At 68.1% G+C, this 24,265-nt stretch carries 21 protein-coding genes and 2 pseudogenes; 12 read left to right on the top strand and 11 right to left on the bottom strand.

All coding sequences use genetic code 11. The features are described from left to right. Window positions 1-122 precede the first annotated feature (122 nt). Window positions 123-2,948 (bottom strand): ATP-binding protein, encoded by a 2,826-nt coding sequence (locus ACGFNH_RS26890; protein ID WP_393657922.1) that lies wholly within the window; start codon window positions 2,946-2,948, stop codon window positions 123-125. 197 nt (window positions 2,949-3,145) lie between these two features. Between ACGFNH_RS26890 and ACGFNH_RS26885 the strand changes: the two are divergent. The 3 genes and pseudogenes from ACGFNH_RS26885 to ACGFNH_RS26875 all read left to right on the top strand — a co-directional run. Next, window positions 3,146-3,719, top strand: a pseudogene (locus ACGFNH_RS26885) (sugar nucleotide-binding protein); the annotation flags it as partial. Window positions 3,720-3,734: 15 nt separating this feature from the next. Further along, entirely contained in the window at window positions 3,735-3,971 is a 237-nt protein-coding gene (locus tag ACGFNH_RS26880) for a hypothetical protein (RefSeq protein ID WP_393658048.1), read from the top strand. A gap of 393 nt (window positions 3,972-4,364) precedes the next feature. Next, window positions 4,365-4,928: a dihydrofolate reductase family protein gene (locus ACGFNH_RS26875; RefSeq protein ID WP_393657920.1), complete on the top strand. Its 564-nt coding sequence runs from the start codon at window positions 4,365-4,367 to the stop codon at window positions 4,926-4,928. Window positions 4,929-5,015: 87 nt separating this feature from the next. Here ACGFNH_RS26875 and ACGFNH_RS26870 read toward each other — a convergent pair whose 3' ends face one another. Continuing rightward, on the bottom strand, window positions 5,016-6,422 hold the full coding sequence (locus ACGFNH_RS26870; RefSeq protein ID WP_393657919.1) for a pyridoxal phosphate-dependent decarboxylase family protein: 1,407 nt from the start codon (window positions 6,420-6,422) through the stop codon (window positions 5,016-5,018). An 832-nt stretch (window positions 6,423-7,254) separates the two neighbouring features. Between ACGFNH_RS26870 and ACGFNH_RS26865 the strand changes: the two genes are divergently transcribed. Both ACGFNH_RS26865 and ACGFNH_RS26860 read left to right on the top strand, forming a co-directional pair. Further along, entirely contained in the window at window positions 7,255-7,980 is a 726-nt protein-coding gene (locus ACGFNH_RS26865; protein ID WP_393658042.1) for an IPT/TIG domain-containing protein, read from the top strand. A 58-nt stretch (window positions 7,981-8,038) separates the two neighbouring features. After that, window positions 8,039-8,200 carry a hypothetical protein gene (locus ACGFNH_RS26860; RefSeq protein WP_393657917.1) on the top strand — a complete coding sequence of 54 codons (162 nt, stop codon included), beginning with the start codon at window positions 8,039-8,041 and terminating at the stop codon, window positions 8,198-8,200. Between the two features lie 238 nt (window positions 8,201-8,438). On the opposite strand, the gene ACGFNH_RS26855 is transcribed toward ACGFNH_RS26860, so the two are convergent. The 3 genes and pseudogenes from ACGFNH_RS26855 to ACGFNH_RS26845 all read right to left on the bottom strand — a co-directional run bounded on the left by ACGFNH_RS26855 (window position 8,439) and on the right by ACGFNH_RS26845 (window position 10,407). Then, window positions 8,439-9,293: a hypothetical protein gene (locus tag ACGFNH_RS26855; protein WP_393657915.1), complete on the bottom strand. Its 855-nt coding sequence runs from the start codon at window positions 9,291-9,293 to the stop codon at window positions 8,439-8,441. Between the two features lie 421 nt (window positions 9,294-9,714). Continuing rightward, window positions 9,715-10,012: pseudogene (locus tag ACGFNH_RS26850) on the bottom strand (leucine zipper domain-containing protein); the annotation flags it as partial. An 8-nt stretch (window positions 10,013-10,020) separates the two neighbouring features. Continuing rightward, window positions 10,021-10,407, bottom strand: a complete 387-nt coding sequence (locus ACGFNH_RS26845; RefSeq protein WP_393657913.1) for a winged helix-turn-helix transcriptional regulator — start codon at window positions 10,405-10,407, stop codon at window positions 10,021-10,023. A gap of 133 nt (window positions 10,408-10,540) precedes the next feature. Here ACGFNH_RS26845 and ACGFNH_RS26840 point away from each other — a divergent pair, with 133 nt between their 5' ends. Further along, window positions 10,541-11,131 carry a flavodoxin family protein gene (locus ACGFNH_RS26840; protein WP_393657911.1) on the top strand — a complete coding sequence of 197 codons (591 nt, stop codon included), beginning with the start codon at window positions 10,541-10,543 and terminating at the stop codon, window positions 11,129-11,131. Between the two features lie 137 nt (window positions 11,132-11,268). Here the strand turns inward: ACGFNH_RS26840 and ACGFNH_RS26835 are convergent, their stop codons facing one another. Continuing rightward, window positions 11,269-11,445, bottom strand: coding sequence for a hypothetical protein (locus ACGFNH_RS26835; RefSeq protein WP_393657909.1), 177 nt, complete (start codon window positions 11,443-11,445; stop codon window positions 11,269-11,271). 434 nt (window positions 11,446-11,879) lie between these two features. After that, entirely contained in the window at window positions 11,880-13,577 is a 1,698-nt protein-coding gene (locus tag ACGFNH_RS26830; RefSeq protein WP_393657907.1) for a hypothetical protein, read from the bottom strand. A 257-nt stretch (window positions 13,578-13,834) separates the two neighbouring features. Here ACGFNH_RS26830 and ACGFNH_RS26825 point away from each other — a divergent pair, with 257 nt between their 5' ends. The 3 genes from ACGFNH_RS26825 (at window position 13,835) to ACGFNH_RS26815 (ending at window position 16,357) form a co-directional block, all read left to right on the top strand. Continuing rightward, complete coding sequence (locus ACGFNH_RS26825; protein ID WP_393657905.1) at window positions 13,835-14,737, top strand: helix-turn-helix domain-containing protein; 903 nt, start codon at window positions 13,835-13,837, stop codon at window positions 14,735-14,737. A 107-nt stretch (window positions 14,738-14,844) separates the two neighbouring features. After that, the gene (locus ACGFNH_RS26820) at window positions 14,845-15,066 is read left to right on the top strand and encodes a hypothetical protein (protein ID WP_393657903.1); all 222 of its coding nucleotides are present in this window, start codon (window positions 14,845-14,847) and stop codon (window positions 15,064-15,066) included. Window positions 15,067-15,139: 73 nt separating this feature from the next. Next, a complete protein-coding gene (locus ACGFNH_RS26815; RefSeq protein WP_393657901.1) occupies window positions 15,140-16,357 on the top strand; it encodes a DUF1963 domain-containing protein in 1,218 nt (405 codons plus the stop codon). 212 nt (window positions 16,358-16,569) lie between these two features. Here the strand turns inward: ACGFNH_RS26815 and ACGFNH_RS26810 are convergent, their stop codons facing one another. Continuing rightward, window positions 16,570-17,670, bottom strand: a complete 1,101-nt coding sequence (locus ACGFNH_RS26810) for a M20 family metallopeptidase (RefSeq protein ID WP_393657899.1) — start codon at window positions 17,668-17,670, stop codon at window positions 16,570-16,572. A gap of 592 nt (window positions 17,671-18,262) precedes the next feature. After that, window positions 18,263-19,234: a helix-turn-helix transcriptional regulator gene (locus tag ACGFNH_RS26805; RefSeq protein ID WP_393657897.1), complete on the bottom strand. Its 972-nt coding sequence runs from the start codon at window positions 19,232-19,234 to the stop codon at window positions 18,263-18,265. A gap of 63 nt (window positions 19,235-19,297) precedes the next feature. On the opposite strand from ACGFNH_RS26805, the gene ACGFNH_RS26800 reads away from it, so the two are divergent. Next, the gene (locus ACGFNH_RS26800) at window positions 19,298-20,815 is read left to right on the top strand and encodes an MFS transporter (RefSeq protein ID WP_393657895.1); all 1,518 of its coding nucleotides are present in this window, start codon (window positions 19,298-19,300) and stop codon (window positions 20,813-20,815) included. A 212-nt stretch (window positions 20,816-21,027) separates the two neighbouring features. On the opposite strand, the gene ACGFNH_RS26795 is transcribed toward ACGFNH_RS26800, so the two are convergent. Continuing rightward, complete coding sequence (locus ACGFNH_RS26795) at window positions 21,028-21,549, bottom strand: GNAT family N-acetyltransferase (protein WP_393657893.1); 522 nt, start codon at window positions 21,547-21,549, stop codon at window positions 21,028-21,030. A 197-nt stretch (window positions 21,550-21,746) separates the two neighbouring features. Here ACGFNH_RS26795 and ACGFNH_RS26790 point away from each other — a divergent pair, with 197 nt between their 5' ends. After that, the gene (locus ACGFNH_RS26790) at window positions 21,747-22,256 is read left to right on the top strand and encodes an SUKH-3 domain-containing protein (protein WP_393657891.1); all 510 of its coding nucleotides are present in this window, start codon (window positions 21,747-21,749) and stop codon (window positions 22,254-22,256) included. Window positions 22,257-22,605: 349 nt separating this feature from the next. Further along, a complete protein-coding gene (locus tag ACGFNH_RS26785; protein WP_393657890.1) occupies window positions 22,606-22,977 on the top strand; it encodes a hypothetical protein in 372 nt (123 codons plus the stop codon). A gap of 273 nt (window positions 22,978-23,250) precedes the next feature. Here ACGFNH_RS26785 and ACGFNH_RS26780 read toward each other — a convergent pair whose 3' ends face one another. After that, entirely contained in the window at window positions 23,251-24,243 is a 993-nt protein-coding gene (locus tag ACGFNH_RS26780) for a 5'-nucleotidase (RefSeq protein ID WP_393657888.1), read from the bottom strand. Window positions 24,244-24,265 lie beyond the last annotated feature (22 nt).

Raw genomic sequence — 24,265 nt, 5'->3', positions numbered from 1 at the left:
TTGAGGTCCTGAAGGCATGTCAGGAGCCATAGCAGGCAAGCAACAGAAGTCCGACGCCGAGCTCATCACCATCGCGGAGACCGAACTCGGAACGGCTGAGCATCCGGGCCGAACGAAGTCGGTCACCGCTGCCGGGCGACGGCGGTGGCCAGTTCGACGCGGGAGGTGAGGCCGAGCTTGCTGAGGATGCTGGACACGTGTGACTGCACCGTCCGACGGGAGAGGAATATTCGGGCGGCGATGGCTGGGTTGGAGAGTCCTTCCGCGACCAGCGCCGCGATCTTGTGCTCCGTGTCGGTGAGGGCGTCCCAGCCAGTGGCCGGCCGCCGCCTGCGAGCAGAGCGCCTCCTCGGCAGGCCGGCGGCCACCAGCCGTTCCTCCGCACAGGTGATGCACCAGTCGGCGCGCATCTGGCCGTAGGCATCGAGCGCTTGGTCGAGCCGCGTCCGAGCTTGGTCCAGGCGACCGGTCAGAGCGAGGACCGCGGCGTAGTCCTCGTAGTACTGCGCGCGGGAGAACAGCCATGGAGTCCGCCAGTAGTAGTCGGCGGCAGCGGCGATGGTGTCGGGATCCCGGTCGACCAGCCCCCGGCAGTGGGCAATGATGGCGCGGGACCGTGGTGTCGAGCGTTCCGTGCCCTCGCTTCGCTCCGCTTGCGCGATCACTTCCCGCGCGGTGTCCGGCTCGCCGAGATCCATGGCCAGCCGCACCAGATCCGCGCCCCGGAACAACAGCCCCACGCCTCTGAACGGGCCGAAGCCCCGCCGCCACCCGTCCAACAGGTCGGCGAGCGCCTCGTGTCGTCTGCCCTGGGACTCGAGTCGCACCTCCCTCGCCCAGCGAGGCAGATACTCGAAGAAGGGGATGGTGGGCGAGGATGCGGTGGCACTGGCGGCATGAGCCTTGGCAAGGCGGGCGTCGGCGGTCGCAAAGTCGCCCCGGAGCCCGGCGATGAGCGCCATGAGGCCGTGGAAGGCCTGGGGCGTCTTGCTGCTCAGGTAATCCGGCAGCTCCAACCCGACCTGGGCCTCGGCGAGCGCGTCGTCCCAACGGCCGGAATGGAACATGAAGGATGCCCGGTTGGCATGACACAGCATCAGCATCATGGCGCCACTGCTCTCGCCGATGCGCATGCCCTCCCCGGTGGACTGGTGTGCCTCCTCGGCCCGGTCGAGTTCGAACAGGCTGCGCCCCCGGATCAGGTGGAGAGCGATCAGGCTGTACGCCGGTATGGCCTGTCCCGGTGCGTTCCGGAGCGCGTGTTCGGCGGCATCCATGGCCTCGACGTAGTGGCTCTGGAACAACTGCACGATCGCGATGGTGAGATAGGCGTCGACCATGGCGTGGTGCTCGTCGTGCTGCGCCGCGGCGGGGCGGACCTCCTCCGCCACCGCCGCAGCCCGTGGCAAGTCGCCGAGGCGGAAGAGACAGGTGGACAGGAAGGCCTGATACCTCCGGGCTTCGGGGGGCGATAGGCCTCCCGAGGCCAGGGCGTCCTGGGCCCGCTGCGCGGCGTGGTCCGGGCGGCCGCAGGCGATGTCCGCCAGGGCCAGCACCCAGAGCAGCTCGCTACGCAGCGCCGGGTCGTGCACGTGCTGCAGGGCCTCCTCGGTCTGCGGTTGGACCTCCGGGGCGCGGTCCGCCCACAGCAGGGCCGCAGCCAGCAGGGTTTCCAGGTGGCCGGCTTGTTGGCTGCCTGGTCTCGCAACTCGGAGTGTTTGCTGCAGCAGTTCGACGGAGAGACTCGGCGCGCGCTGGGTGAGCGCCGTGGCGTGGTCGGCCACCCAGTCGATCAATGCGTCCCGGCCCCCGCGGTCACTCATCAGCAGATGTTCGGCGACGCGTTCCACCGGGGCACCGCTTCTGGCCAGCGCACGGCCCACGGCACTGTGCGACGCGGCGCGCGCCGGAATCGCCTCGTACAGTGCCTGCCGGATCAAGTCGTGGCGGAATACCAGCCTTTCGCCCTGTTCCCTCAACAGGCCGTAGCGGACGACCTCTGTGATCGAGTCCACCAGTTTCGCGGCCGGTTTGCCCGTCACGGTCGACAGCTCCGGCACGGTGAAACCCGAGCCGAGCAGTGACGCGGTTCGCAGGACCTCCAGACCCTCCGGGGACACCCAGTCCAGTCGGCCCACGATCGCGGAGACCAGCGAGGCGGGTACGGCGGCGGTGTCGGCCTCCGCCGAGCCGTGCACGATGCGGATCGCGCTCTCTCGCTCCAGCGCTCCGAGCATCTCGGTGACGTAGAGCGGATTGCCCGCCGCGTCCCTCAGCAGCCCGCGCAGCGTCGGCCCGGCCGGGGCGCTGAGCAGACCATTGACGACTTGGGACACCGCGTGGTCGCTGAGCGGCCCGACCTCCACGAGCACGGCGCCGCGGCCGATGAGGCTGTGACGAAGCTGGTTCAGCTCCTCGTCGGCCGCGGTGGAGCGGGCTGCCATGAGCAGCACCAGAGGCAGGCTGTGGAGGGACTTACCGAGCTGGTTGAGCAGTACGAGTGTGCCGTGGTCCGCCCACTGGAGGTCGTCGAGCGTCAGCGCCACTGGACCCGCTGAGCACCAGTCGTCGAGGAGGGCGAGGATGGCCTCGACGGTCGCGAAGTCCGTTTCGATTTCCGGGACGCCCTCGGCTCGCCCCTCGCCGCGGATCTGTCCCGCCAGGACACTCAGTTGCGTGTCGGCACGGGCCGTGCCGATGCCGAGGCACCGCTGGATCGCGGCGAAGGGAAGACGCTGCTCCAGCTCCTCCGCCGCCCCGTACAGCACCCGCATCCCGGCCTCCCGGGCATGAGACGCGGCTGCCTGCAGCAGCGCGGTCTTGCCGATCCCCGGTTCGCCCTCCAGGAGGATGGCCCGACCGAGCCCGGTGGAGGCTCTGGTGATGGCGGTGTCCAGTTCCCGCATCTCTTCGGAACGTCCTGCCAGCCCGGTTGGTGCCGTTCCCATGTCGCCCACCGATCTGCGTTGCAGGTGCCGGACTCGCCGCCGTCTGCCACAGACCGAGCACTCATCTGGCACCTGTCTAAATCATGATAAGTCTCCACGGGTGACATGGGCGTGGAAGGGCCCCGCGCTCGGTAGCCGGGACGATCTCCATGATCTCCACTGCGGTGATCAGGATGGCCACCAGGCAGAGGGCGTAGACCAGGGCCAGCCCCGTCCGCCTGGCGATGGCTGCGGCGAAGTACGGCTGCCGCCCGGTCCATGTATCCAGGGACGCAGTGTTCTCCGGCTCCCGCGTCCGCTTTGACGGGAACTGCCTCCCGACCCTGTCACCCCTTACGGCGCGGCCAAGGCCGCAGCGGACACAGGGGTTCGCCTCGTGCACCCGGATGCCGTTAGCGTTCGCACCTCGCTGATCATCGGCGACCGGCAGTCTGGCGCACGTACGCGTGGTGCACGACCTCGCGGCCTGCACCCGAAACGACGTCCTGTTCACCGATGACGTCCGCTGTCCCGTCCGTGTCGGCGGCCTGGCCGCCCCTGCTGGAACTCGCGGCCTGCGACGCGAACGGCGTTCACCATCCGGCAGGAGCCGACGCCGTGAGCCGTCACGAACTCGGAAACCTATACCGCCAGGTGTGACGGGCTCGACGTCTCCCGACTGCCCCGCGGGCCAATAGCGCGCCTCCCGGGGGCCTCGGCGTCCGCCTCGACAACCGCGCCACCCAGCGCAAGCTGCCCACTACGTTGCGCGGCGCCCGCCAGCTCCTCGCGATAGGGGCTGAGCGCTTGCTCGACGCGACGCGCTCGACACGCTGTAACTTCGATCCTTCGGCGAATGGACGTCTGATCCTCGCATTGTTCGGTTTGCCGACGTTCATTCCTGCCGACATGTGCCCCTCCACGCGAAAAGGCGATGCGATGGACACCCTCGACTCCACCGGGGCGGACACCGTTGCAAGCCGCTCGGCGGCTGACCGTTTCTTGATGCACCGGCTGTGCTGTACCTCGGTGCGCGAAACGTAAGAGGTAAGGACGTGGGGAGGCGGCAGTCAGCAGCATTTCTGGGCACTTCCTCGACTTGGATAGAGCGAAGGCCCCTCACGCCAGGAAGGGGAACAGGCATAGGCCAGGGAATGCATGCACAATTTCCTGGGAGGGATGGGAACCGGTCCACAGTCGGACCGCCGAACGAGGGAACCCGTGCACAACTCGCGCTATCCGGGGGCAACTTATGCACATCTCGCTGACGTGAGCCCTTGGGACATCAGGCCGTCAGGGACGGAGGGCGTGGCTCACTGAAGTTCTCAGCGAAATGATCTCGTGGGGTGACTGGGCCCAGGGGACCCGCGTGCCGCGTGCCGCGATGAGTCCTGCGGCGTCCGGCGGTCGTACTGTCGAACTCGAGGAGGACTTCTGATGCGCAACGTGACCTATTCGATGAGCGTCTCACTCGACGGCTACATCGTCGGGCCGGACGGCGACTTCGACTGGACGGCTCCCGACGGGGAGGTCTTTCGCTTCTGGATCGACGAGATTCGACAGGTCGGCGTCCACCTGTTGGGACGACGGCTGTACGAGACGATGCTGTACTGGGAGACCGCCGACCAGGATCCAACGCTCGACGACGCAGATCGCGAATGGACCGCGCTCTGGAAGCCGCTCCCCAAGGTGGTGTTCTCCACCACGCTGTCGGCGGTGCAGGGCAATGCCCGCCTGGCCTCCAGCGGCCTGGCGGAGGAGATCGAGCGGTTGCGAGCCGAGCCGGGTGAGGGCGACATCGCGATCGGCGGCGCGACTCTCGCCGCCGAGGCGGCCGCGTTGGGTCTGATCGACGAGTACCAGGCCATGGTCTACCCGGTGCTGGTCGGCGGTGGCACTCCGTTCTTTCCCCAAGGCGAGCGCCGGGTGGATCTCGAACTCCTCGAGACCCGGACCTTCAGCTCGAGAGTCGTCTACCTCCGCTACCGCGTGGCGCGTTAGCCGGCTCGTCCGCCGAGCCCCAGGAAGAACGGGCCTGGGCGACAGGGGCCCTCACCCGGACAAGGCGCCCCGCCAGGCCCCCTGTTGTCAGCAGTCCTTCACGGCGTCGTGGTAGCAGCGGATGATCGCGGCCGCGCTGCGGGCTATGTCGTCGGCGGTCGTCTGCCAGGAGCAGACCGAGATCCGCATGACCGCGCGGCCCGCGAATACGGACCCGGACAGCCAGCACGTCCCGTCCTGCTGGACGTGGCGGACGACCTCTTCCGTGAGGCCGTCCGCGTCCTCCCGTACGGGGCCGGTGAAGCGCACGAGGACCTGGTTGAGGACGACGTCGTTCACGATCTCGACGCCCGGCTCGGAGGCGAGCAGCGACGCCATGTGCCGGGCATGGTCGATCGTGCCCCCGATCAGGCGGGCCACGCCCGCGCGGCCGAGACTCCGCAGGGCGGCGTAGACCGGGACCGAGCGGGCCCGGCGGGACCACTCCGGGACGGTGTCGATCTGCTCGCGGTGTCCGGAGATCTCCAGGTAGTCGGCCGTGACGGCGAGTGCGGCGCGGTGGGCCTCCGGGTGGGCCACGAGCGCGATGCCGCAGTCGAAGGGGATATTCAGCCACTTGTGCGCGTCGGTCGTCCAGGAGTCGGCGAGCTGCGCACCGTCCAGGAGACGGCGGTGTTCGTCGTCCGCGGCCAGGGCCCACAGGCCGATCGCCCCGTCGACATGGACCCAGCCCCCGCTCCCGTGGACGCGTTCGCACACCGCGCGCAGGGGGTCCACCGCACCGGTGTTGATGCTGCCCGCCTGGGCGCAGACGATCGGCGGGCGGTCGACCCGCGCCAACGCCGCGTCGAGCGCGGACAGTTCCATCGCGCCGTTCGCGTCGCACGCCACGGCGTCCACGCGGCTGCCCATGCCCAGATAACGCAGGGCCCGGTCGATCGAGGCGTGGCGCTCCGCGCTCGCAATGACCGGGATGCGCGGCGCGTCCCAGAGACCGTCGGCCTGCACGTCCCGGCCTGCCGCCGCCATCAGGTGGTGGCGGGCCGCGGCGAGACCCGTGAACGCGGCCATCTGGGTGCCGGTGGTGAAGCCGACCGACGTCCCGCTGGGGAGCCCCAGCAGGTCGACGATCCACGCGGCGCACACGTCCTCGACGACGCTCGCCGCTGGACTGCACGAGTAGAGCGTGGAGTTCTGGTCCCATGCGGTGACCAGCCAGTCCGCGGCCGCCGCAACCGGCAGCGAGGAACCGATGACATAGCCGAAGTAGCGCGGGCCGGCGCTCGCGGTCGATCCGAGTTCACCGGCGCGCGCGAGGGCGTCCAGGGTCGAGACCGCGTCCTCGCCCGTCGCGGGCATGCCGTCCACCTGCCCCAGTGCGGCGCGTATCTCGTCCGGTGTCGCCGCCGGGAAGACCGGACGGTCCGGCAGGGACGCCCGCCAGCGCACCGCGTGTTCGTACGCCTGGTGCAGCAGGCCCGGGAAGTCGCTCACGTCCGGCCACCGTGTTCCGTGGTCCTCGACTGCCGTCATGTCTCTCGCCGCCCATCCGTCCGGTGGTGACCGCGTTCGAGGGGCGGTCCTACCCGGGGACCCATCGTGCGCGGGACCGGGCGGAGGCGCTGGCGGAAATCGGACGTCCCGAACCAGCCGAGCCATTCGCCTCCTGAAACACCGGCCCGTCTCTCGCTGTCATGGCCCCGCTGCGTCTCCCACCCCAACAGCACAACCGAACCGTACGGGTTCCGGCTTCTCCGTTTCTCGTAGGACAACCGCCTTGCATCCAGGGGTAGGAGACGAACCGTCATGCGACGTTCATGCGTCGCCTACCTGCCGCGGGGTCAGAGCTGGCATCGCCGCGGAGACTTACGCTTCCCGCCGGGCCGGCAGCTACGGCGATGCCGGGTGGTCGGCTCGCTCGCAGGCCATCCTCCGGCTGATGCCGGTCGGCTTGCCGCCGTCGGGGACGGACTGCCGTGCGGGCGGCGGTAGTTCATCCGGCTACCCTCAATCTCCTCGTTGGGGGGGCGGGCCGGGAGGTGGCGTGTGTCCCGGGAGTGCACCGGTCAGGTGCGGAAGAGGGTGCGCAGTGTTCTTTCCTCTTCGGGTTTTGTGCGCCCTCGGAGCTTCATTGCGCCCCCTGCGGGCATCTCTGCCGTCGGTGCTTTGAGCATCGTTCTGCTTGGGAGGCCGCGGTTTCGGGAATTTTCGTTTCAACTCCCCCGCAGTGCCACTGACGTTGACTGCTTGGGGGGGGCGTTCTCGGGCCGATACATGCGCCTGAAGGGCCTTGAAGGGCAGTAGCACGCCAAATCTTGGAGGACGAATGCCGATCGATCCGGACCAGGGTTCTTCTGGTGGTGGCTCCACGGTGACCTTTACGGGTACCGCCCTCGGTGGCGCCACCGCAGTTCGTTTCGGGGACAGGCCGGCGACCATCACCGAGAATTCAGCGACATCGGTGTCGGTCGTCTCTCCGTCAGGTGCCGGCGTGGTCGGGGCCACCGTAACCACACCGGGAGGCACGAGCGGTCCGGTGCCGTTCTATTACATCCCACCGCCTGTTGTCGTTGCCGTCACGCCGGCCTCCGGACCGGTCTCAGGGGGCAGCGCCATCACCGTGACGGGCCGTCACCTCGGCACCGCCGAGTCCATACACTTCGGCACCACGGTCGTCACACCCACGGTGGTCGACGACCAGCAACTCACCGTTCTCACGCCCGTCACCGCGGCCGGTACCGTACCCCTGGTCGTCACCACCCGCGGCGGAGTCGCCAACGCCTCCTTCAGCTTCGTGGATCCGCCCGCCGTCACAGCGTTCAGCCCTCCAACCGGCTTACCTGCGGGCGGAACCCTCGTCTCCATCACGGGCACGAATCTCTCGACACCCACGAGCGTGACCTTTGATGGCCTCCCGGCCGTGTTCGCCGCTCTGTCCGATACACAGATCGCTGCCCTGGCCCCCGCACACGGGTTGGGCACTGCTGCCATCGTGGTCACCACCACGGGCGGGAGCGATACGGCGCCCGGCTTCTTCATCTACCTGCTGTGAGCCCCTCCCGCGGGCTCAGCCGGTGCAGAACACTCCCTTCTCCCAGGGCCTGCACAATATGAACGCTGGACCGGAGCACAACACCCGAACCCCCGCCGACTTCCGCCTCCATCCCGCCATCCCGCGCATCCTGGCCCCGCCCCGGCAGCAGAGAGCCGCCGACGGCCAGGAGTTGGAGATCGCGATCACGGTCAGCGACCCGGACCGGACCTACGGCTGAGCGACCGGCCGAACCCGGGGTGAGCGAGGCGATCGAGCGGGGCATCCTCGCGGGCTTCGAGATCTACGTGCTGGGGATCCGCGACCCTTCGAGGCAGCCCGCCACGGGATTCGGACTCCGCGTCAGGGCAAGACCGGCCTTGGCAGCCCCGGCCACTCCGCCCCGGCCCTCCAGCCACAACGTCCCCGCCATCGCCTCACACAAGCTCCCGGAACGCGAGCGCCGGGACCGCTCCGCATCAATGGACGGCACCCTGCGTGGTCGGCTCCATGCCCGAGAAGCCTTCCACCTTCGACGCGTCGATCGATTCACCGGGGGGCGTCACGGTGAGGGGCACGTCGTAGTCCGAGAATTGAACCGTCACCTCTTTGCCCCGGCCTGAGCCCTTGGAGGTCCCAGTGGACTCCAACTTCAGGGGGAGCGGCTTGCCTGCGACCGCAATGTAGATGGCCCCGGTCTGTCCCTCGGGCGAGGTCCCTCGCAAGACGACAGCAGACTTGCCGTCAAAGGTGACCATGCCGTCCTTCGTCCACTTCTCCACCTTCGAGAGAAAGCCGTGCTCAAGCGGGTTCATCTCACACATGAGGGAGTGGAACCCCAGTACGAGGGAGGAGGACTCCGTGCCCGAAACGTACTTACCCCTGGCCTCCGGAACCTTGGCAAGAGCCGCCTTGCCCCTCTTGGTGGCCCAGTAGGAATCCTCCGGCTTGAGCCAGATCCTCTCGCCCTTCCTGATGAGGTGCAAAGGAGATCCATCCCCTTGGGCAGTGACGGTGCCGGTGCAGTTGTCAGCCCGGTCCACCCTCAAGTCCACACCCGTTGTGCGCAGGCGTACGGACTCCATTTTCCTCAGCGCCTCAGAAGACTTCTCGACGATCTCCGTCGCGGACAGCTTCTGCACACCATTGGGAGTCTTGGCCTGACCAGAGCCGGCCCCGCCGCGGCTGTCCTTGCCCTTCGCGGAGGCACCGTGACTTTTCTTGTCCTTGCCGCCGTTCGTACCGGCGCCATCGGAATCGCTGCCGCATCCGGAGAGTCCCATCGCGGCGGCCGCACAAACAGCCACCGTCCACCTGCCGAACGTCTTCGCCATAGGGTGATGCTCGCCTTTCACTTGGTACAGCAGGCCATCTGCACCTCGCGGAACTCCCGGGAGGTGCAGCCGAATCGGCGCGCCAGGACAGCGCGTCGGAGACGCGCGCGCTGAGGAGTCGACACGGGCTGCGCTTCCATCGCCGCGGCAGCCGGAGGCCTGCGTGATTCGTTCAGGCCTCTACCCTCGGTGGGTGGGCGCCCGGGTCGGTAGTAACGATCTACGGCGACATCTGCCGGATCTGTGGTTCGCGCGCGGCCCACAGCACAGAAGCCCTCCGAGAGAAGGGCGGATGGCGGGTTCGGTGATCCAGAGGGGGCCGGGGGCCGGGTTGCGCCCCGATGCCGGCAAATGGCACTCAAGCACGCCCACGAGCATTCGACCCACGGCCATGGCCTCGGCCTGAGCCGCGGCCGCAGCGGATACGGGCCGGGCCGAGCTTGCGGGAGGTGCGTTGTGCGCACATCCGGGCTTCGAGTACTGCCGGGGTGCGCGATGCTGCCTGGTGAACGGTCGACCGGAGCGGTCGTGCAACCCGTTGGGGCCCTTTCAGCGGTGAAGCGGCGGAAGCGGCGGACCTACTTGAGGGCCGTGGCTCGTGAGACTCCCCTCTCGGCAGCGAGGTGAGCGACCGGCCGCCCGGAATGGACACGATGTACCGGCAACCGCCTGCCGTGAACGGTCAGCCGGGCGCTACGGGCGTCAACAACGCTCGTGATCAATACAACTAGCGCTTCTCGTCGTACCGCTGACGCGCTGCAAGTACGTCATCCATGCTGCCCTCCAGGAAGTGGATGAGGGTCCGCAGATGCTCGGCGACCTCATGGCCGAGCGACGTCAGTTCGTAGTCCACGCGGGGCGGATTGGTCGGCTGGGCCTCGCGGTGCACCAGGCCGTCGCGCTCCAGCGCGTGCAGGGTCTGGGAAAGCATCTTCTCGCTCACGCCATCGACGCGGCGGCGCAGCTCGTTGAAGCGTACGGAACCCTCGTACAGCGCGCCGAGCGTGAGCGCGCCCCAGCGGCCCGTGACGTGCTCCAGGGTGCCGCGTGAGGGGCATGCCTTGGCGAACACGTTGTACGGGAGGTCCTGCTCCCCCGGGCACTGGCTGAACATACATCGAGCGTACCCCAATGCAGCGCTAACCAGCAGGTTGCACTAACGAAAAGTTAGTGCTTTCCTTCTTTCATTGCCGGTGAGCTTCTGTCTCGCCGTGTCCTTTGCTCACGCCTTCCGAGGAGTACGTAACGTGACCACCCCTGTTGTCTCCATCGCCTACCACTCCGGCTACGGCCACACCGCCGTCCTCGCCGAGGCCGTCCGCACCGGTGCCGTCAAGGCCCGTGCCGAGGTGCACCTGATCAACGTGGACGAGATCACCGACGAGCAGTGGGCGACCCTCGACGGTTCGGACGCCATCGTCTTCGGCTCACCGACCTACATGGGCACCGCGTCCGGCGCCTTCCACGTCTTCGCCGAGGCAACATCGAAGCGCTGGGCCACGCTGGCCTGGAGGGACAAGCTGGCTGCCGGCTTCACCAACTCCGCCTCCAAGAGCGGCGACAAGCTGCACACCCTGCAGTTCTTCCAGATCCTGGCCGCGCAACTGGGCATGCACTGGGTCAACCTGGGCCTGCTCCCCGGCTGGAACAGCAGCTCGGGCTCCGAGAACGACCTCAACCGCCTTGGCGTCTTCGCCGGCGCCGCGGCCCAGTCCAACGTTGACGAGGGCCCGGATGCCGTCCACAAGGCCGACATCGCGACGGCCGAGCATCTGGGGCGCCGGGTGGCCGAGACGGCGAAGGTGCTCGCGCAGGGGCGCGCCGCGACTGCCGCATAAGCGTTCGCGCGAACGCACCTCGGTGAACCCGCCACCCAGGCCTGAAGGTCAGGCTTGCATCTGCGCCGGAGTGCAACGACAGCGGCAACGGCTCTCGCCGGCGAAGGCCAGGGACACCTCCATGAAGTCCCGGGCGCTCAGACGCCGATGCCGATGGCGATGGCGGAGACGCAGGCGTAGGACGCAGACGGCGAGGTCGAAGCCGAGTTCGTTGATGGTGTCCAGATGGCGTCGAGTTCGCCGAGGTCGCGTGCGGCCCAGGCGTCGACGATGTCGTCCCGGCCGTAGCGGACTTGGAGGCCTGGGGTCAGCACCCCCACGGACCACCACACGCACACATGGCATCACCGGCCCGTGTATGCCACGGACGGGCCCAGCCTCCTCATCATGGCGGCGACCCGCCGCCCCTGCCCTGCCCTGCCCTGCCCCGCGAACCGGACGGGTGAGAGCCGGCGCCCCGAGCCCAGGGACGGAGACCTCGTCCAGGCTCTCTGCACCGACTGGCTGAAGGGACCGAGCGCCGCCGGGCCCTCAATCGGTGGGGCGACGGGTCCCGGTCCACCAAACCGGCACAGGAAGCAGCGGCCCGATCAGGGAAGGGTCATCCTGCGTTGTCAATGCAGCCTGGAAACCTCGTACGGACGGCTCAGGAGGAACGAGCGGGTTCGCCGAATTGTCCTCCGACTCGTCGAAGACGATGACCGCGACGAGACCCTCATGGTCCTCCCGCCCCTGTAACTGGCAGGCGTCAGGATTGCTGTGCCGGCAGTGAGAGGGAACCATCCGGTTCCAGTCCGAACCGGATGATCGCTCGCAGGTGCGATGAAGGGGCCCGGAGGCTCGCGAGCGACCGCATAGCGCTTGGGTATCCGTGGTCGACGGCTTTGCGTGCAAGGCGCTCGGCCGCTTCTCGATCTCCGGCCCATTCCCGGGTTTCCGCGAGGGTGCGCAGGGCGGTGGCGTCGCCCCGGTCGGCGGTCTGGAAGGCGAGATGCTCGGCCTCCTCACCGTCCCCGGCCTTCTCCCGCATCGCTGCGAGGGCGCGCAGGGCCTCGTGGTCGTCGCCCTGGTCAGCGGCTTGGAAGGCGAGACGCTCGGCTCCCTCACCGTCCCCGGCCTTCTCCCGCATCGCTGCGAGGGCGCCCAGGGCGTCGTGGTGCCCCTGGTCAGCGGCTTGGAAGGCGAATCGCTCGGCCTCCTCACCGTCCCCGGCCTCTTCACGCAGCTCCGCGAGGGCGGGCAGGGAGTAGGTCGCCCCGTGGTCGACGGCGGCTCGAAGCAGACGTTCGGCTCTGTCCCGGTCCCCTCGTTCCCGGACGTGCCTTGCGACTTCGTGCAGGATCCACGGGTGGTTCTGCTCTGCGGCCATGAAGGCGAGGCGCTCGGCCCCCTCGGCGTCCCCTCTCATGGCGGCCCGCTCGAAGGCGAGACTGTGCAGGGGGGTGGAATCCCCGCGGTCGAGGGCCAGAAGCGCCAGACGCTCGCCCTCCTCCTGGTCGTCGCTCCGCCGCCAGTGCGCGACGAACTGCAGCGGGGTGGTGGAGCCGCTGTCGGCTGCATCAAGTGCGAGGCGCTCGGCCCCCTCACGGTCTCCCGCATGCTCCAACGACATCACGGCGCTGACGTCGGCCATGACGTCGCGGGCCCCCGCGACGGGCGGTGCGACGCGTTCTCGCGCTTCTGCCGGGGTGCTTGCGGACGCGAGTTCACCGTGATTCGCGGGGGGCTGGGGCGGGAATCCGGCATCCTGCCGCAGCCCCGGCCCCCCGGTGTCGTAGCGCTTCGCAGCGAATCCGCGCAACGCGCCCGCCGCGGCGGCGCGGAGGAGACGTCCGCCTTCCTGGGCGTCTCCTGCCCTCTCCCGCATCATCGCCAGCTCATGCAGGGCATCGCGGTTGCCACGGGCGAGGGCTGCACGGAAAAGACGTTCGGCCGTGGTCAGTCGCAGGCGATCATCGGCGGCCTTGGCGATACGTACGAGAGCGGCGGCAGGGGCCAAGTGGTTGCCCGAGGCATGCCAGAAGGAATCAGGCGGGACAAGGTGGCTGCGCGAGGTGGTCCCGTACTGGTCAAGGGACTCTGCCAGGCGGTAGACGCCGACCGTGCCGGATGGGACGTCGCCTTCCGTCCCCCTCTGCCGTCCCCGGTCGTCGGCGCGGGTGGCCGGAGCCCGGCCTCCCACATGGCTGAGGGGTGCCATGCCGGCGTCGCCGGGGCGCAGTGCCTCGCTCAGAGCGGAGTCGAACCAGCCCGTGGGCAGGTCATCGAGTACGTCCTGATCCAGGTAGCCGGGCGCTGCCTCTTCGAGGAAGAGCCGGGGCAGGTCGAGGTCGGCCCCGAGACGGCGAGCGTCCATCGCAGCCTCGAGGACCGCTCGCACACTCGCATGCACTTGCTCGAAGCGGGCCACCAGGTCGAGTGCAGTCGGTTCTTTTCGTGCTGTCATGCCGCCGCAGCATGGCACTCGGCCGGCCCCGGACGCCTAGCTGGATTTTCTAGTGACACCGGCGATGCAGGGACCCAGGCTTCGAAGCCATGACACCGCCCGGAGGAACGTGCGGTGGTGCTCACCGGCCTCGGCCGAGCCGCTCGCCTTCGGCTCGGGACTGCGGTCCGCGACGCACGGGATCCGAGGCACATTCCGTACTGGTGGTGATCGACGACGTGATGACTCATCGGCGAAGGCGGGTTCCGGAGGGGCCGGTGAAGCGGGTGCCGTACGTGCCCCAGCGGCCCTTGCTGGTGCGAGCCGAGGCACAGCGTCTGGACCGGGCGCACCCCGCTGTGGGCTTCGGGCCGCACGCGCACGACTTCTTCGAGATCGTCGTCTTCACCGCGCCCGGGGGCATGCACGTGGTCCAAGGCACCCCCGAGCCCGTGCGGCGGGGGGACGTGTGGATGCTCGCGCCCGGCGTTCCCCATGACCTCGCGGGGATCGGCGAGGCTCAAGGGTGGGTGGTCGTGGCGGGGTTGGAGGTACTGGGCCTGCCCTCTGGTGTACGCGATATCGCCCCGTGGGCCATGAGCCCGCTGGTACACGCATTCCAGCAGGCCGACCCCGCTGGGCGGCCCCGTCTCCTGCACCTCGACCGCGGAACGCTGCGGCGCTGGACAGGATGGCTGAGTGGCATGGCTCGCGAGTGCGTCGAACTCCGGCCGGGCTACCAGGAGGTGGTGGGGGCGCTGCTGCGGATCCTGCTCGTCGACGCCGCTCGGCTGACGCCCGCCCCGGCTTCCTCGACCAGGGCGGACACGCTGGTCCACCAAGCGCTGGAGCTGGTCGACAAGCGCTTCTCCGACCGGCTGTCGCTGGGCGATGTCGCCCGCGAGCTTGCCGTCACCCCCGGGCACCTGACCGAAGTCGTGCGCAAACAGACCGAACGCCCTCTGGGTGAGTGGATCCTGCAGCGCCGCATGGCCCAAGCCCGCCTGCTGCTCGCCGAAACGACCCGACCGATCGGCCTGGTGAGCACCGCGTGCGGATTCCAGGATGTGGGGCACTTCTCGCGGCAGTTCCGCCGCCACCACGCCATGAGCCCCTCGGCCTGGCGCACCGCGGTGACCGGAACGGCTCCGGTGACCAAGGACCTGGCCGGGGGCCGCTGAGACATCCCGAGCGTCCTGCGAGCTGCTCACCCGGACCACGGATCCGACCGTTCACGCCACAGATCACCACTACCGGGCCCCTGCGCCATGGCCTGAGGCTGGAACACATGAGCAGCGCGATCCATACGGCCGTCACCACGCTCACCAGCAGCGTGAACGGCCTGCACAGCAACACCTGCCTCGTCCACGCGCCCCACGGCATCATCGTGAAAGACCCTCCGACGCTCCTGTCGGGCAGGCGGCCCATCGACGACATGGCCATGGCCGAACTGCTGCGCGCCATGGAACAGTTCCGGCCGGGCGCACCATTGAGCAAACCCGTCAGCTGAGCGCCGGCCCCGTGACGGCCGAACTCGCCGCCCTGCCCGACAGCCATTCTGAGGAACCTGGGAAAACACTGCCGTGGAAGCCACATTTGACGTCCTGAGCGAACTCGCTGTGCAGCACTTGCCTTCGGATCTCGCCGAAAAGTGGATCGGGCAACTGCGCCCGGGCATAGCCCTGGAGGAGGGCACCGAAGCGGGACCGGTCGTCGGGTACCTCGGAGGGCTGCCGAAGCTGGCCGACGACATGGAGTGGCCGGTATGGAAGCACGGGCCCCTCTCGCTCATCGCCTCGATCGACTGTGCGGCCCTGCCGGCGGGTGCCCTGGACATCCCGCTGCCCGAGAGCGGCACACTCCTCTTCTTCTGCTTTGGCCACGGTGGAGACAATGACACGTCCGACAAGTACGTAGGCGTGGACGTCGAGGACCGTGAGACCTGGGACGGTGCCCGTGTGCTGTATGTGCCGGCCGGAGTCCCCACCGCGGAACGTGAAACACCCCTGGGGCTCGAACCACACATCAGGCGACCGCTGTCCGCACGGGAGACCACAACTGCCCCAGACCTGTGGCATGTCTGCCTCCGGGACATCTTCGCTCCGGGCCAGCCTCTGGCGAGCAGGTGGGAAACCACCTATCCGAAGGAGTTCTTCCAGGCGGCCTGCGATCTTCCCGAGGAGAACACACCGCACCGGATCGGCGGACACGCCAACGTGTGTCAGAACCCGGTGGAAGAGGAGCTCGCGTACCACCTCCTCGGTAGGGACCAGGCAGACGACGCCCGTCTGTCAGAGGAAGCACGCGGCTGGGTCCTGCTGGGACACTTCTACGGAGATGGCAGTCACGATGGATGGCTGTACTGGCTGATCCGCCCGCAGGACCTGGCCGAACGACGCTTCGACCGGGCCATGTTCATCTTCCAGGCTGAGAAGGCCCGCCTCGATCCCGTCACCTTCCGGCGGGACTGCGCCCGGCCCGTAGGGAGCGCTTGGCCAAGGCGATCCGTCTTTCCTCGGGGAGGTCGGCCCTGTGTGCTGTCGAGGATGGTGCGGGCGATGGTGTGGAGCTTGATGTTGGTGTGCCGGGAGACCTCGACCAGGAATTCCGTCGCAGCCTCCGGACACACGTCGCGTTGGATTTCTTGGCGTTGGTGGAGCAATCCTCGGACACCGCACACCTCCCGGCAGCCGCGCCCGTCGCAGCAGGCGCCGACCGCGTCCCCTCCTGACGCCTTTCGCACCTCACGCGCGCCTCTTCGCGGAGGCGCGCCCCACGCAAGGACTCATCCACATGAGTAGATCGCAGCGAAGTCGAAGTCGACCCGCACTTGCGCGTCGATGGCGCGATGCCGAAGCAGGTCGCGGCCGAGCTGGCCCACCGCGGGCGCCCCGATGGTCGTCAACGCCGGCATCGGCCTGTGGCCTGGACGACAGCAGGCAGGAAGGTGACCGCGCGCTGGTGAAAGGCGGTCCACATCGGATTTCGGATGGTCCGGTGTCGACCGCACAGCTCAGGCGGTCCGGATCGCGGCCACCAACCCGGTCACCAGGATCGCTCGCTCGACCATGCTCTCGACCAGCAGGTACTCGTGATCGGCATGGGCCCCACCACCGACGGCTCCAAGGCCGTCGAGGGTCGGCACCTCCAACGCAGCCGTGAAGTTGCCGTCGCTCCCGCCGCCCACGGCCACGGCCTCGATGCCGGGCAGCAGCCGGCTCGCCATCGCGAAGAGATCCACCGCCGCGGACTCCGGCATCGGCGGTCGGCTCACCCCACCCCGCACCTCGATCACGGCTCCCTCGACGTGCGGTGCCAACGCCGCGAATGCCGCTTCGACACGGTCCTTCTCGTCTCCCGACTCGACCCGCACATCCACGACCACGGTCGCTTCAGCCGGGACAACGTTGCTCTGCGTGCCGGCTGACGCGATGGTCGGGGTGACCGTGGTACCCGCTTCGGGACGGCTCATCGCGTCGATGCGGAGCACCTGGTGAGCGGCTTCGATCAGGGCGTTGACGCCGGCCTCGGGTTCGAGACCGGCGTGCGACGCCTGGCCGGTGATCAACACCTCGAACGTGCCACACCCCTTGCGGCCGGTTTTCAGCCCACCGCCCTCGGCCGCGCCCTCGAACACCAACGCCGCTCCGCACGCCCGTGCGCGTTCCTCGATGAGGTCCCGCGAAGTGTGGGAGCCGTTCTCCTCGTCGCACGTCACCAAGATCTCGACACCGGTCAGATCCTCGAGCGCGGCCAGCCCGTGGATCGCCTGCACCAAGCCGCCAAGCATGTCGAAGACGCCCGGACCGGTCACCCGCCCCTCCTCGACCGCGAACGGGCGACGCTCCAAAGTGCCGAGCGGGAACACTGTGTCGTGGTGTCCGAGGATCAGCACCCGGGGTTCACCCCCGCCCGACCAGTGCACGTGCGGTCCCGCCTCACCCTCGACGAGGACGGCCCGGCCGCCGAGGCGGTTCTCCAGGATCCCGGCGACCGCCTCGGCCGACCCTGCCAAGGCGGTTGGATCACCGGAAGGCGATTCGAGCTCGACGAGAGTCCTGAGGTCGTCGAGCATCGCGCCGACGGAGAGGGGAACGGCCGTGTGCGAGATCATATGGGGACGATAATCGGACGGCGGAGCGGGCTCGCTCACGAGGGTGTGAATGGGACGCTGTTGACCGCGGGACTCTGCTGAGCGTTGACGACAAGCCGCTACCCGGCGCGACGTGCCGGACGAAGACGCCAGAGACCCAGTGAGGTTGGCCAGGTGGGAGGTGATGTGTTCCAGGGACTGAGTTCTACGCCGAAACCGGTGTGGTCGCCGTGATGGAGGTGGACGAGCTTGTGCTGTGGCCGGGCCCGGTTGAGGCGCGACTGCAAGGGGCGCATGATCGCTCTCCGTGTAGCACCGGCCGGGTGTCGCTGTCGCTACCGAGGCGGGAGCGGGGAGCAGCCAGCGCTGCGACGGGCGCGGGTGTGTACCTGGCTCTTCCTCCGGCGCGAGGCGCAACCTTCGTCTCATCTGCTGAAGGATCACGAGTCAGAGGAACGTACGCAGGGCTACACCGTCGACGCCAGCGAGTCGACACACACGTCGCCGGTCCGGAACACCGTCGTTCCAGCATGTGCCCCCTCCTCCTCGCTACGCCGTTCAGGACCGATGTCCCGCCGAGGAGGCTGACACTGCTCACCCCCGCGATTCAGAGTCACGTGTCTCCCGCGGCCCCGACCAGCCGTGTGCCCAACTCCCGTACACACTGCACCAGTTGCTCCGGTGACCGGACTCGGAAGTCCAGGCCCAGCATGGCAAGCCGAACCGCCAGCCACTCCACCGGGTCCGAGACTGCGGTCCGCAGGACGCATTCGGCTCCGCCCTGCGTCGGCTCCGGCTTCCCCAGCCACTCCGGAAGGCGCGCCGAGACCACCGCCGTCGGGGCAGCGAAGGCGATCTCGACCTCGTAGGAATCTCCCAGCCGGCGTATGGAGCGCCGTAGGTACTCCGCGGCGCTCCCTGCCGGCAGTTCCCGTTGCGCGAACCGCGCACCTGTGGCGAACGGCTCGCTCACCCGGTCCACCCGGAAGGTCCGCCAGGCGGCGCGGTCGAGGTCATAGGCGACCAGGTACCAGCGGCGGCCCGTGGACACCAGCCGATACGGCTCCGTCACACGCCGGGACGTTGTGCCGTCCCCGGCTCGGTAGGCGAAACGCAGCAACTCCCGAGCAGCCACGGCCGAGGCCATGACAGTCAACGTCTCGGGCGCGATGCTCGGCCCGTCCCCACCGGTCAGCAGTGTTGTCGCCGCCTGGAGGGTGGTCACCCGGTGGCGCAGCCGCGCAGGCAGCACCTGTTCCAGCTTGGCCAGCGCGCGCACCGACGCCTCGTCCACGCCCTCGACCGCGTGCCCGGCTCCGGCGCGCAGCCCGACTGCGATGGCCACCGCCTCCTCGTCGTCGAGCACGAGAGGTGGCATGGCTTTGCCCGCAACCAGGCGGTACCCGCCGTCGGCGCCCATGCTCGCCTGCACCGGGTAGCCCAGCTCGCGCAGCCGGTCGATGTCCCGGCGGACCGTGCGCCGGGAGACCCCGAGTCGCTCGGAGAGCTCACCGCCGGGCCACGCACGGGGGGTCTGGAGAAGGGAGAGGAGTGTGAGCAGCCGGGCGGGGGTGTCCGTCGTCATGTCATCCAGAATGCTGCATGACTAGGACACGATCTGACCTACTGCCTGACTAGCTTTTCGGCCATGACCTTCACCGAGCCCATATCCGAAACAGATCGGGCGGCCTCCGGCGACCGCCGCCGCTGGTTCGCCCTCGCGATCGTGATGACCGCTGCCTTCATGGACCTGGTCGACGTCACGATCGTCAACATCGCGATCCCGTCGATACAGCAGGACGAGGGCGCCTCGTTCAGCCAGATCCAGTGGATCACCGCCGGTTACGCCCTCGCGTTCGCGGCCGGTTTGATCACCGGCGGACGACTCGGCGACATCCACGGCCGCAAGCGGATCTTCCTTCTCGGTGTCGGCGGTTTCACCATTGCCTCCGCACTGTGCGGGCTCGCCGCCAACCCGGAGATGCTCGTCGCGTCCCGCATCCTCCAGGGCGCCATGGCGGCGCTGATGGTGCCGCAGGTGCTGTCGATCGTGCACGCCACCTTCCCCGCGCACGAACGCGGCAAGGTCTTCGGGCTGTTCGGCGCGGTCGTCGGCCTCGGCGCGGTCTCGGGGCCGCTGCTCGGTGCCCTGCTCACCGAGTGGAACCTCTTCGACCTGTCGTGGCGGCCCATCTTCCTGATCAACCTGCCGGTCGGCATCGCGGGCCTGGTCCTGGGCAGCCGCGTGATCACCGAGTCCAAGGCGCCAGGCGCCCTCAAACTGGACCTGGTTGGCGTCGGCCTGGTCACGCTCGGCCTGCTGATGCTGATCTATCCGCTCACCCGCGGCCGCGAACTGGGCTGGCCGTTGTGGGGGTACGTCTCGATGGTGTGCGCGCTCCTCGTCCTCGCGGCACTGGTGGCCTACGAGCGCAGGAAGAGCGCGCGGGACGGATCCCCGCTTGTCGAGCTTTCGCTGTTCCGGGTGAAGAGCTTCGCGGCGGGCATCGCCGTGCAGACCGTCTTCGGTGTCGTGCTCGGCGTCTTCTTCCTGGTCTGGACGCTGTACATGCAGGTCGGGCTCGGCTGGAGCCCCCTTCGGGCAGGTCTGACCGGCGTACCGTTCTCGATTGCCGTGTCGACGGCGGCGGGGCTGTCGGTGCAGAAGCTGGTCCCGCGTTTCGGCCGCAAGGTGCTCCAGGCGGGAGCGCTGATCATGGCCGCCGGTGTGCTGCTCTACATGTGGGAGTCCAGCCGCTACGGCATCGGTACCACCTCCTGGCAGATGGCGTTGCCTCTCTTCGTCATGGGCGTGGGCATGGGCCTGATCATCGCCCCGCTGACCGACGCGGTGCTCTCCGAGGTGCCGCGCAAGCACGCGGGTGCTGCCTCCGGACTGATCAACACGGTGCAGCAGATGGGCAACGCACTGGGGCTGGGTCTGGTGTCCGTGGTGTTCTTCGGCTTGATCGACGATCACCTGAGCCCGGCGGAGATCGGCCCCGCCTACATTGACGCCTTCCGCCATGCGCTGGGCTGGGTCGCCGCCGTATTGGGCGTGATCTTCGTGGTGATGTTCGCCCTTCCGAAGCGGCCCGCTCTGCACGTCGAGGGCGCGCCGTCCGAAGGGCCGGCGGAGGTGAAGGAACCAGCACTGGTGCCCTAGGTATTGATCACGGTATTGATCACGAGCGTTGTTGACGCTTGTGGGCCTTGGGCAATGACGAAGACCTCCGGTGTGGTGGGCACGGCCCATGAACAGATCACGCGGAGGTCTTCGTGACGAGCGCGCGTCGCACCCGAGCTCGCCGTGAACGACCGGACCCGACCGGTCGGCCCGTGCGCGCTCCCTCCGGAGGAGGGGGGCCTGAGCAGAAGTCAGCAGGTGCGCTCGTACTCGACTTGGGCGAGGGGGTTGCCGTCGCCGAAGTCGAGGGTGCGTGCCCGACCCGACTCGGTGAAACCGCACTTGGCGTAGAAGCGGCGGGACCGTGGGGTGTCGCGCAGGGTCCAGAGGTGTACCTGTGCGAAGCCGTTCTCGCGCAGACGGTTGAGTGTCTCGTTCATCAGCACGGCCGCGGCGCCACTCCCCCAGCCGTCGGGATGGCCGTAGAAGCTATGGATCTCCGCAAGGCCCGGCCGGGCCGGGGACGAGGAAAAGTAGGACAGCGCCAGTGGGCGGCCCTCGAGCGCGGCGAGCAGAATCGTCTCGGGCCCGTTCGTGATCCGCTCGTGCCATCGCGTACGCCTGCTCCGTACGGCCTCGGCGACGAACCCCCGCGCGAAGAACGGCCCGTAGGCCGCCTCCCACGCCGCGGCGTGGATCTCCCCGAGGGTCGCAACAAGCACGGCCAGCAGGCAGAAGGTCCGTTGGCTGATGCACTCGAACGGACGGGTCACCACGGAGGGTGCGCGGAGGTGCACTGTCTAATTCAGGCGCAGGCGGCAGAGGGTTCCGAGGCCATCAGGGATGGAACCATGCGAACGGTAAGGACGCGGAATAGCTCCATGCCGACGTCGAATACGGATGGGCATGGCGAACCGGCTCACCCCTGCGGCCGTTGTGGTCGGCTACTGGAAGACCTAGGGATCAACTGATGTCCATCATTCGATTCGACTCGCTCAGCAAGGATTTGCTTGGGGCGCTTGTTGCGTCCGGGTGGAGCGCAGGCAGGAAAGTTGACGCCGGTCAATGGATAAAGCCGTTGGAGGGTGAAGGGTATCGGGCTCACCCATTGGCTCAAGAAATCCTCGCTGCGGTGGGAGGGCTCTCGATCGATCCGGTCAATCGAGTCGGCCAGAACTTCAATAATGACGAGCCTTACAATTTCGATCCCTTCGCCGCCGGATCAGGGCAGCGTGATCTAGCGGAAGAGGTAGAGAGCGTTCTCGGTGGGGCTTATTTCCCAATTGGCGAATGGCTCAGTTACTCAAGTGTATTCGTCGAGGCTGGGGGGAGGGTGGTTGCTGCTGGTATGGGATGGATTTGGGAGCTCGGTTCCACCTTTGAAGACTCCCTGGAGTTGGCAGTCTGCGCGAATCGCCCGCTGGTCTGCCTGCACTCCGATCCGGGACTCGATCCTTGGCCGAGACCTGATTCCCGTTAGCGAATCTCGGCCGCGTCGAGCATCGCCTGACGGAGCTTCCGGTCGGGGTGACAGCAGCGGCGGACACAGTGGTGTCCGCCGCCTCTGGCCGTCAGGGCGGTCGAGCGCATGGCCGAGCAGGTCGATGGCGCGTCGCGCTGCAGACGGATGCGTACGTGGGCGTAGACGGTGGCGGTGACCGCCGATGTGGGCGTGGCCCGAGGATTTCCCTGCCCGAGGAAGGGCCATTCTTGGAGGCCGCCACCGCTGGGACGAACTCCAATCAAGGATGGGCGAATAGCCCGGGACACGCCAATCCGTATCGACATCCATGGCGGGGAGTAGCGTTCGGATGCCAATGATTAATTCAATGGATCCCGACTTCCGCGTGTGTCAGATCACTTTCGATACGCTGCTGGAGCTCCAGTTGGAGGCGGAGGGCCGTGGCTGGGCTACCCGGTGGACTTCGATCCACGCACTCCGCAGCCAAGTCAAGGAAGAAGACGTCTTCCTCCAGTCGCTCATGCGCGAGGAGCGGGCAGGGGCGGTTCTGGCAGTCCGGTGCCTCGTGCTGTTCCCGGCCGTGGGCGGCAGAAATTCAGGCGGACTCGCCACGATCGATCTAGACCCAGCCAGGTTCGAATCGTTGCAGCGGATCGATCGCGACGCGGACACCCGGAGGGCGCTTGCCCGGATGTTCTCGCTTGCGGTGGGCGGCATCACGATGGTGGCAAAAATGTAGCGAGCGTTGTTGATACTCAGTGGCGTGATCGTCAACTGCGGCCCGAGTGCGACCGTCGGTCAGCCCATCGTGACCGCCTAGCGGGCTCTGGAAGCTGTGCGGCGCCGTGGAGTACAAGAGCATTGGATCGGGCGGGAATTTTGCCTATTCATGCGGCGATCTGGAGCCCTGCCAGGTGTCATCTGGCAGGGCCTCAGTGCGGTCTGATGGCATGGGTTTCACGTAGCCCGAACTCAGGGAGCCTCTTCGCATGGGTCGACTCGCAGAGTCGTCTCAGCCTCGGGCACGATCGGGTTCCGGGATCGAGTTCGCAGTTCCGGCACGCGCCGCCGGCACGCTCCTCTCGTTGATCTTGCCGAACGGAACGTGCACGCTGGGCGTGCTGCGCGACGTGCCCTCCAGGTGTCCCACCTGGTCGTCGAAGAAGATGTGGGGCTTGAGAATCCCCATGACCGTGCTCTTGTCTATGCCGCCGAGGAAGAAGGCGTCGTTGACCGTCACACCCCACCCCTTCAGGCTGCGCACCGCGCGTTCGTGGGCCGGGGCGTTGCGGGCGGTGACGAGCGAGACGTGGACGCGGACCTCGTAGTCCGGGTCCTGCGCCCGTCGTTCTTCCTCTCGCTGCTGAAGCCGGTTGATGCTGGCGAGGAAGTCCCGCAGCGGGCCCGGGTCGTGCGGCGTGGCGGCGTTCCTCGTCTCGTGGGAGCGGAACCCTTCGAGGCCGTCGGCCTGGAAGACCTGCTCGGAGGAGTCGTCGGCCAGGACACCGTCGAAGTCGAAGGCGATCCGCAGGTCCTGGTCGTCGGTCTCGTCGGCCGCGGCCGCACCCAGGACGCGGCCGGCGGGCAGGCCCAGGGCCACGGCCTCGCGGACGTCGGTCTCGTCCGCCGACAGGAAGAGCGACATGTTCAGCGCGGGCATGAACCGGTACGGCGAGCGCCCCTGCATGAAGATGGCCCGGCTGATCGGCAGGCCGTGCGCCTGGATCGACCGCATGACCCTCAACCCGGTGTCAGGGTCGTTGCGGGACAGGACGATCACTTCCACCAGGGGATCGTCGGGAGAGCTGAGGTCGTTCAGGGACAGCAGCCTGCGGATGAAGGAGAATGCGACTCCCTTCCCCAGCGTGTCGTCCAGGTGCTCCTCCTGGTAGGCGCGGTAGGACTCCTCGCCCTGCTCGCGGAAGACCTCAGCCGACTCCGCCAGGTCGAACAACGCGCTGGTGGCGATACCGACGACCAAGCGGTTCGCAAGTTCGTACTGCACAGCTCTCTCCCGCATCAACTCG

Origin of the sequence: Streptomyces sp. NPDC048639 (genome assembly GCF_043199075.1) — a bacterium.
In the GTDB taxonomy this organism is placed as follows: Bacteria; Actinomycetota; Actinomycetes; order Streptomycetales; family Streptomycetaceae; genus Streptomyces.
This window is presented reverse-complemented; position numbering and strand designations above follow the sequence as displayed.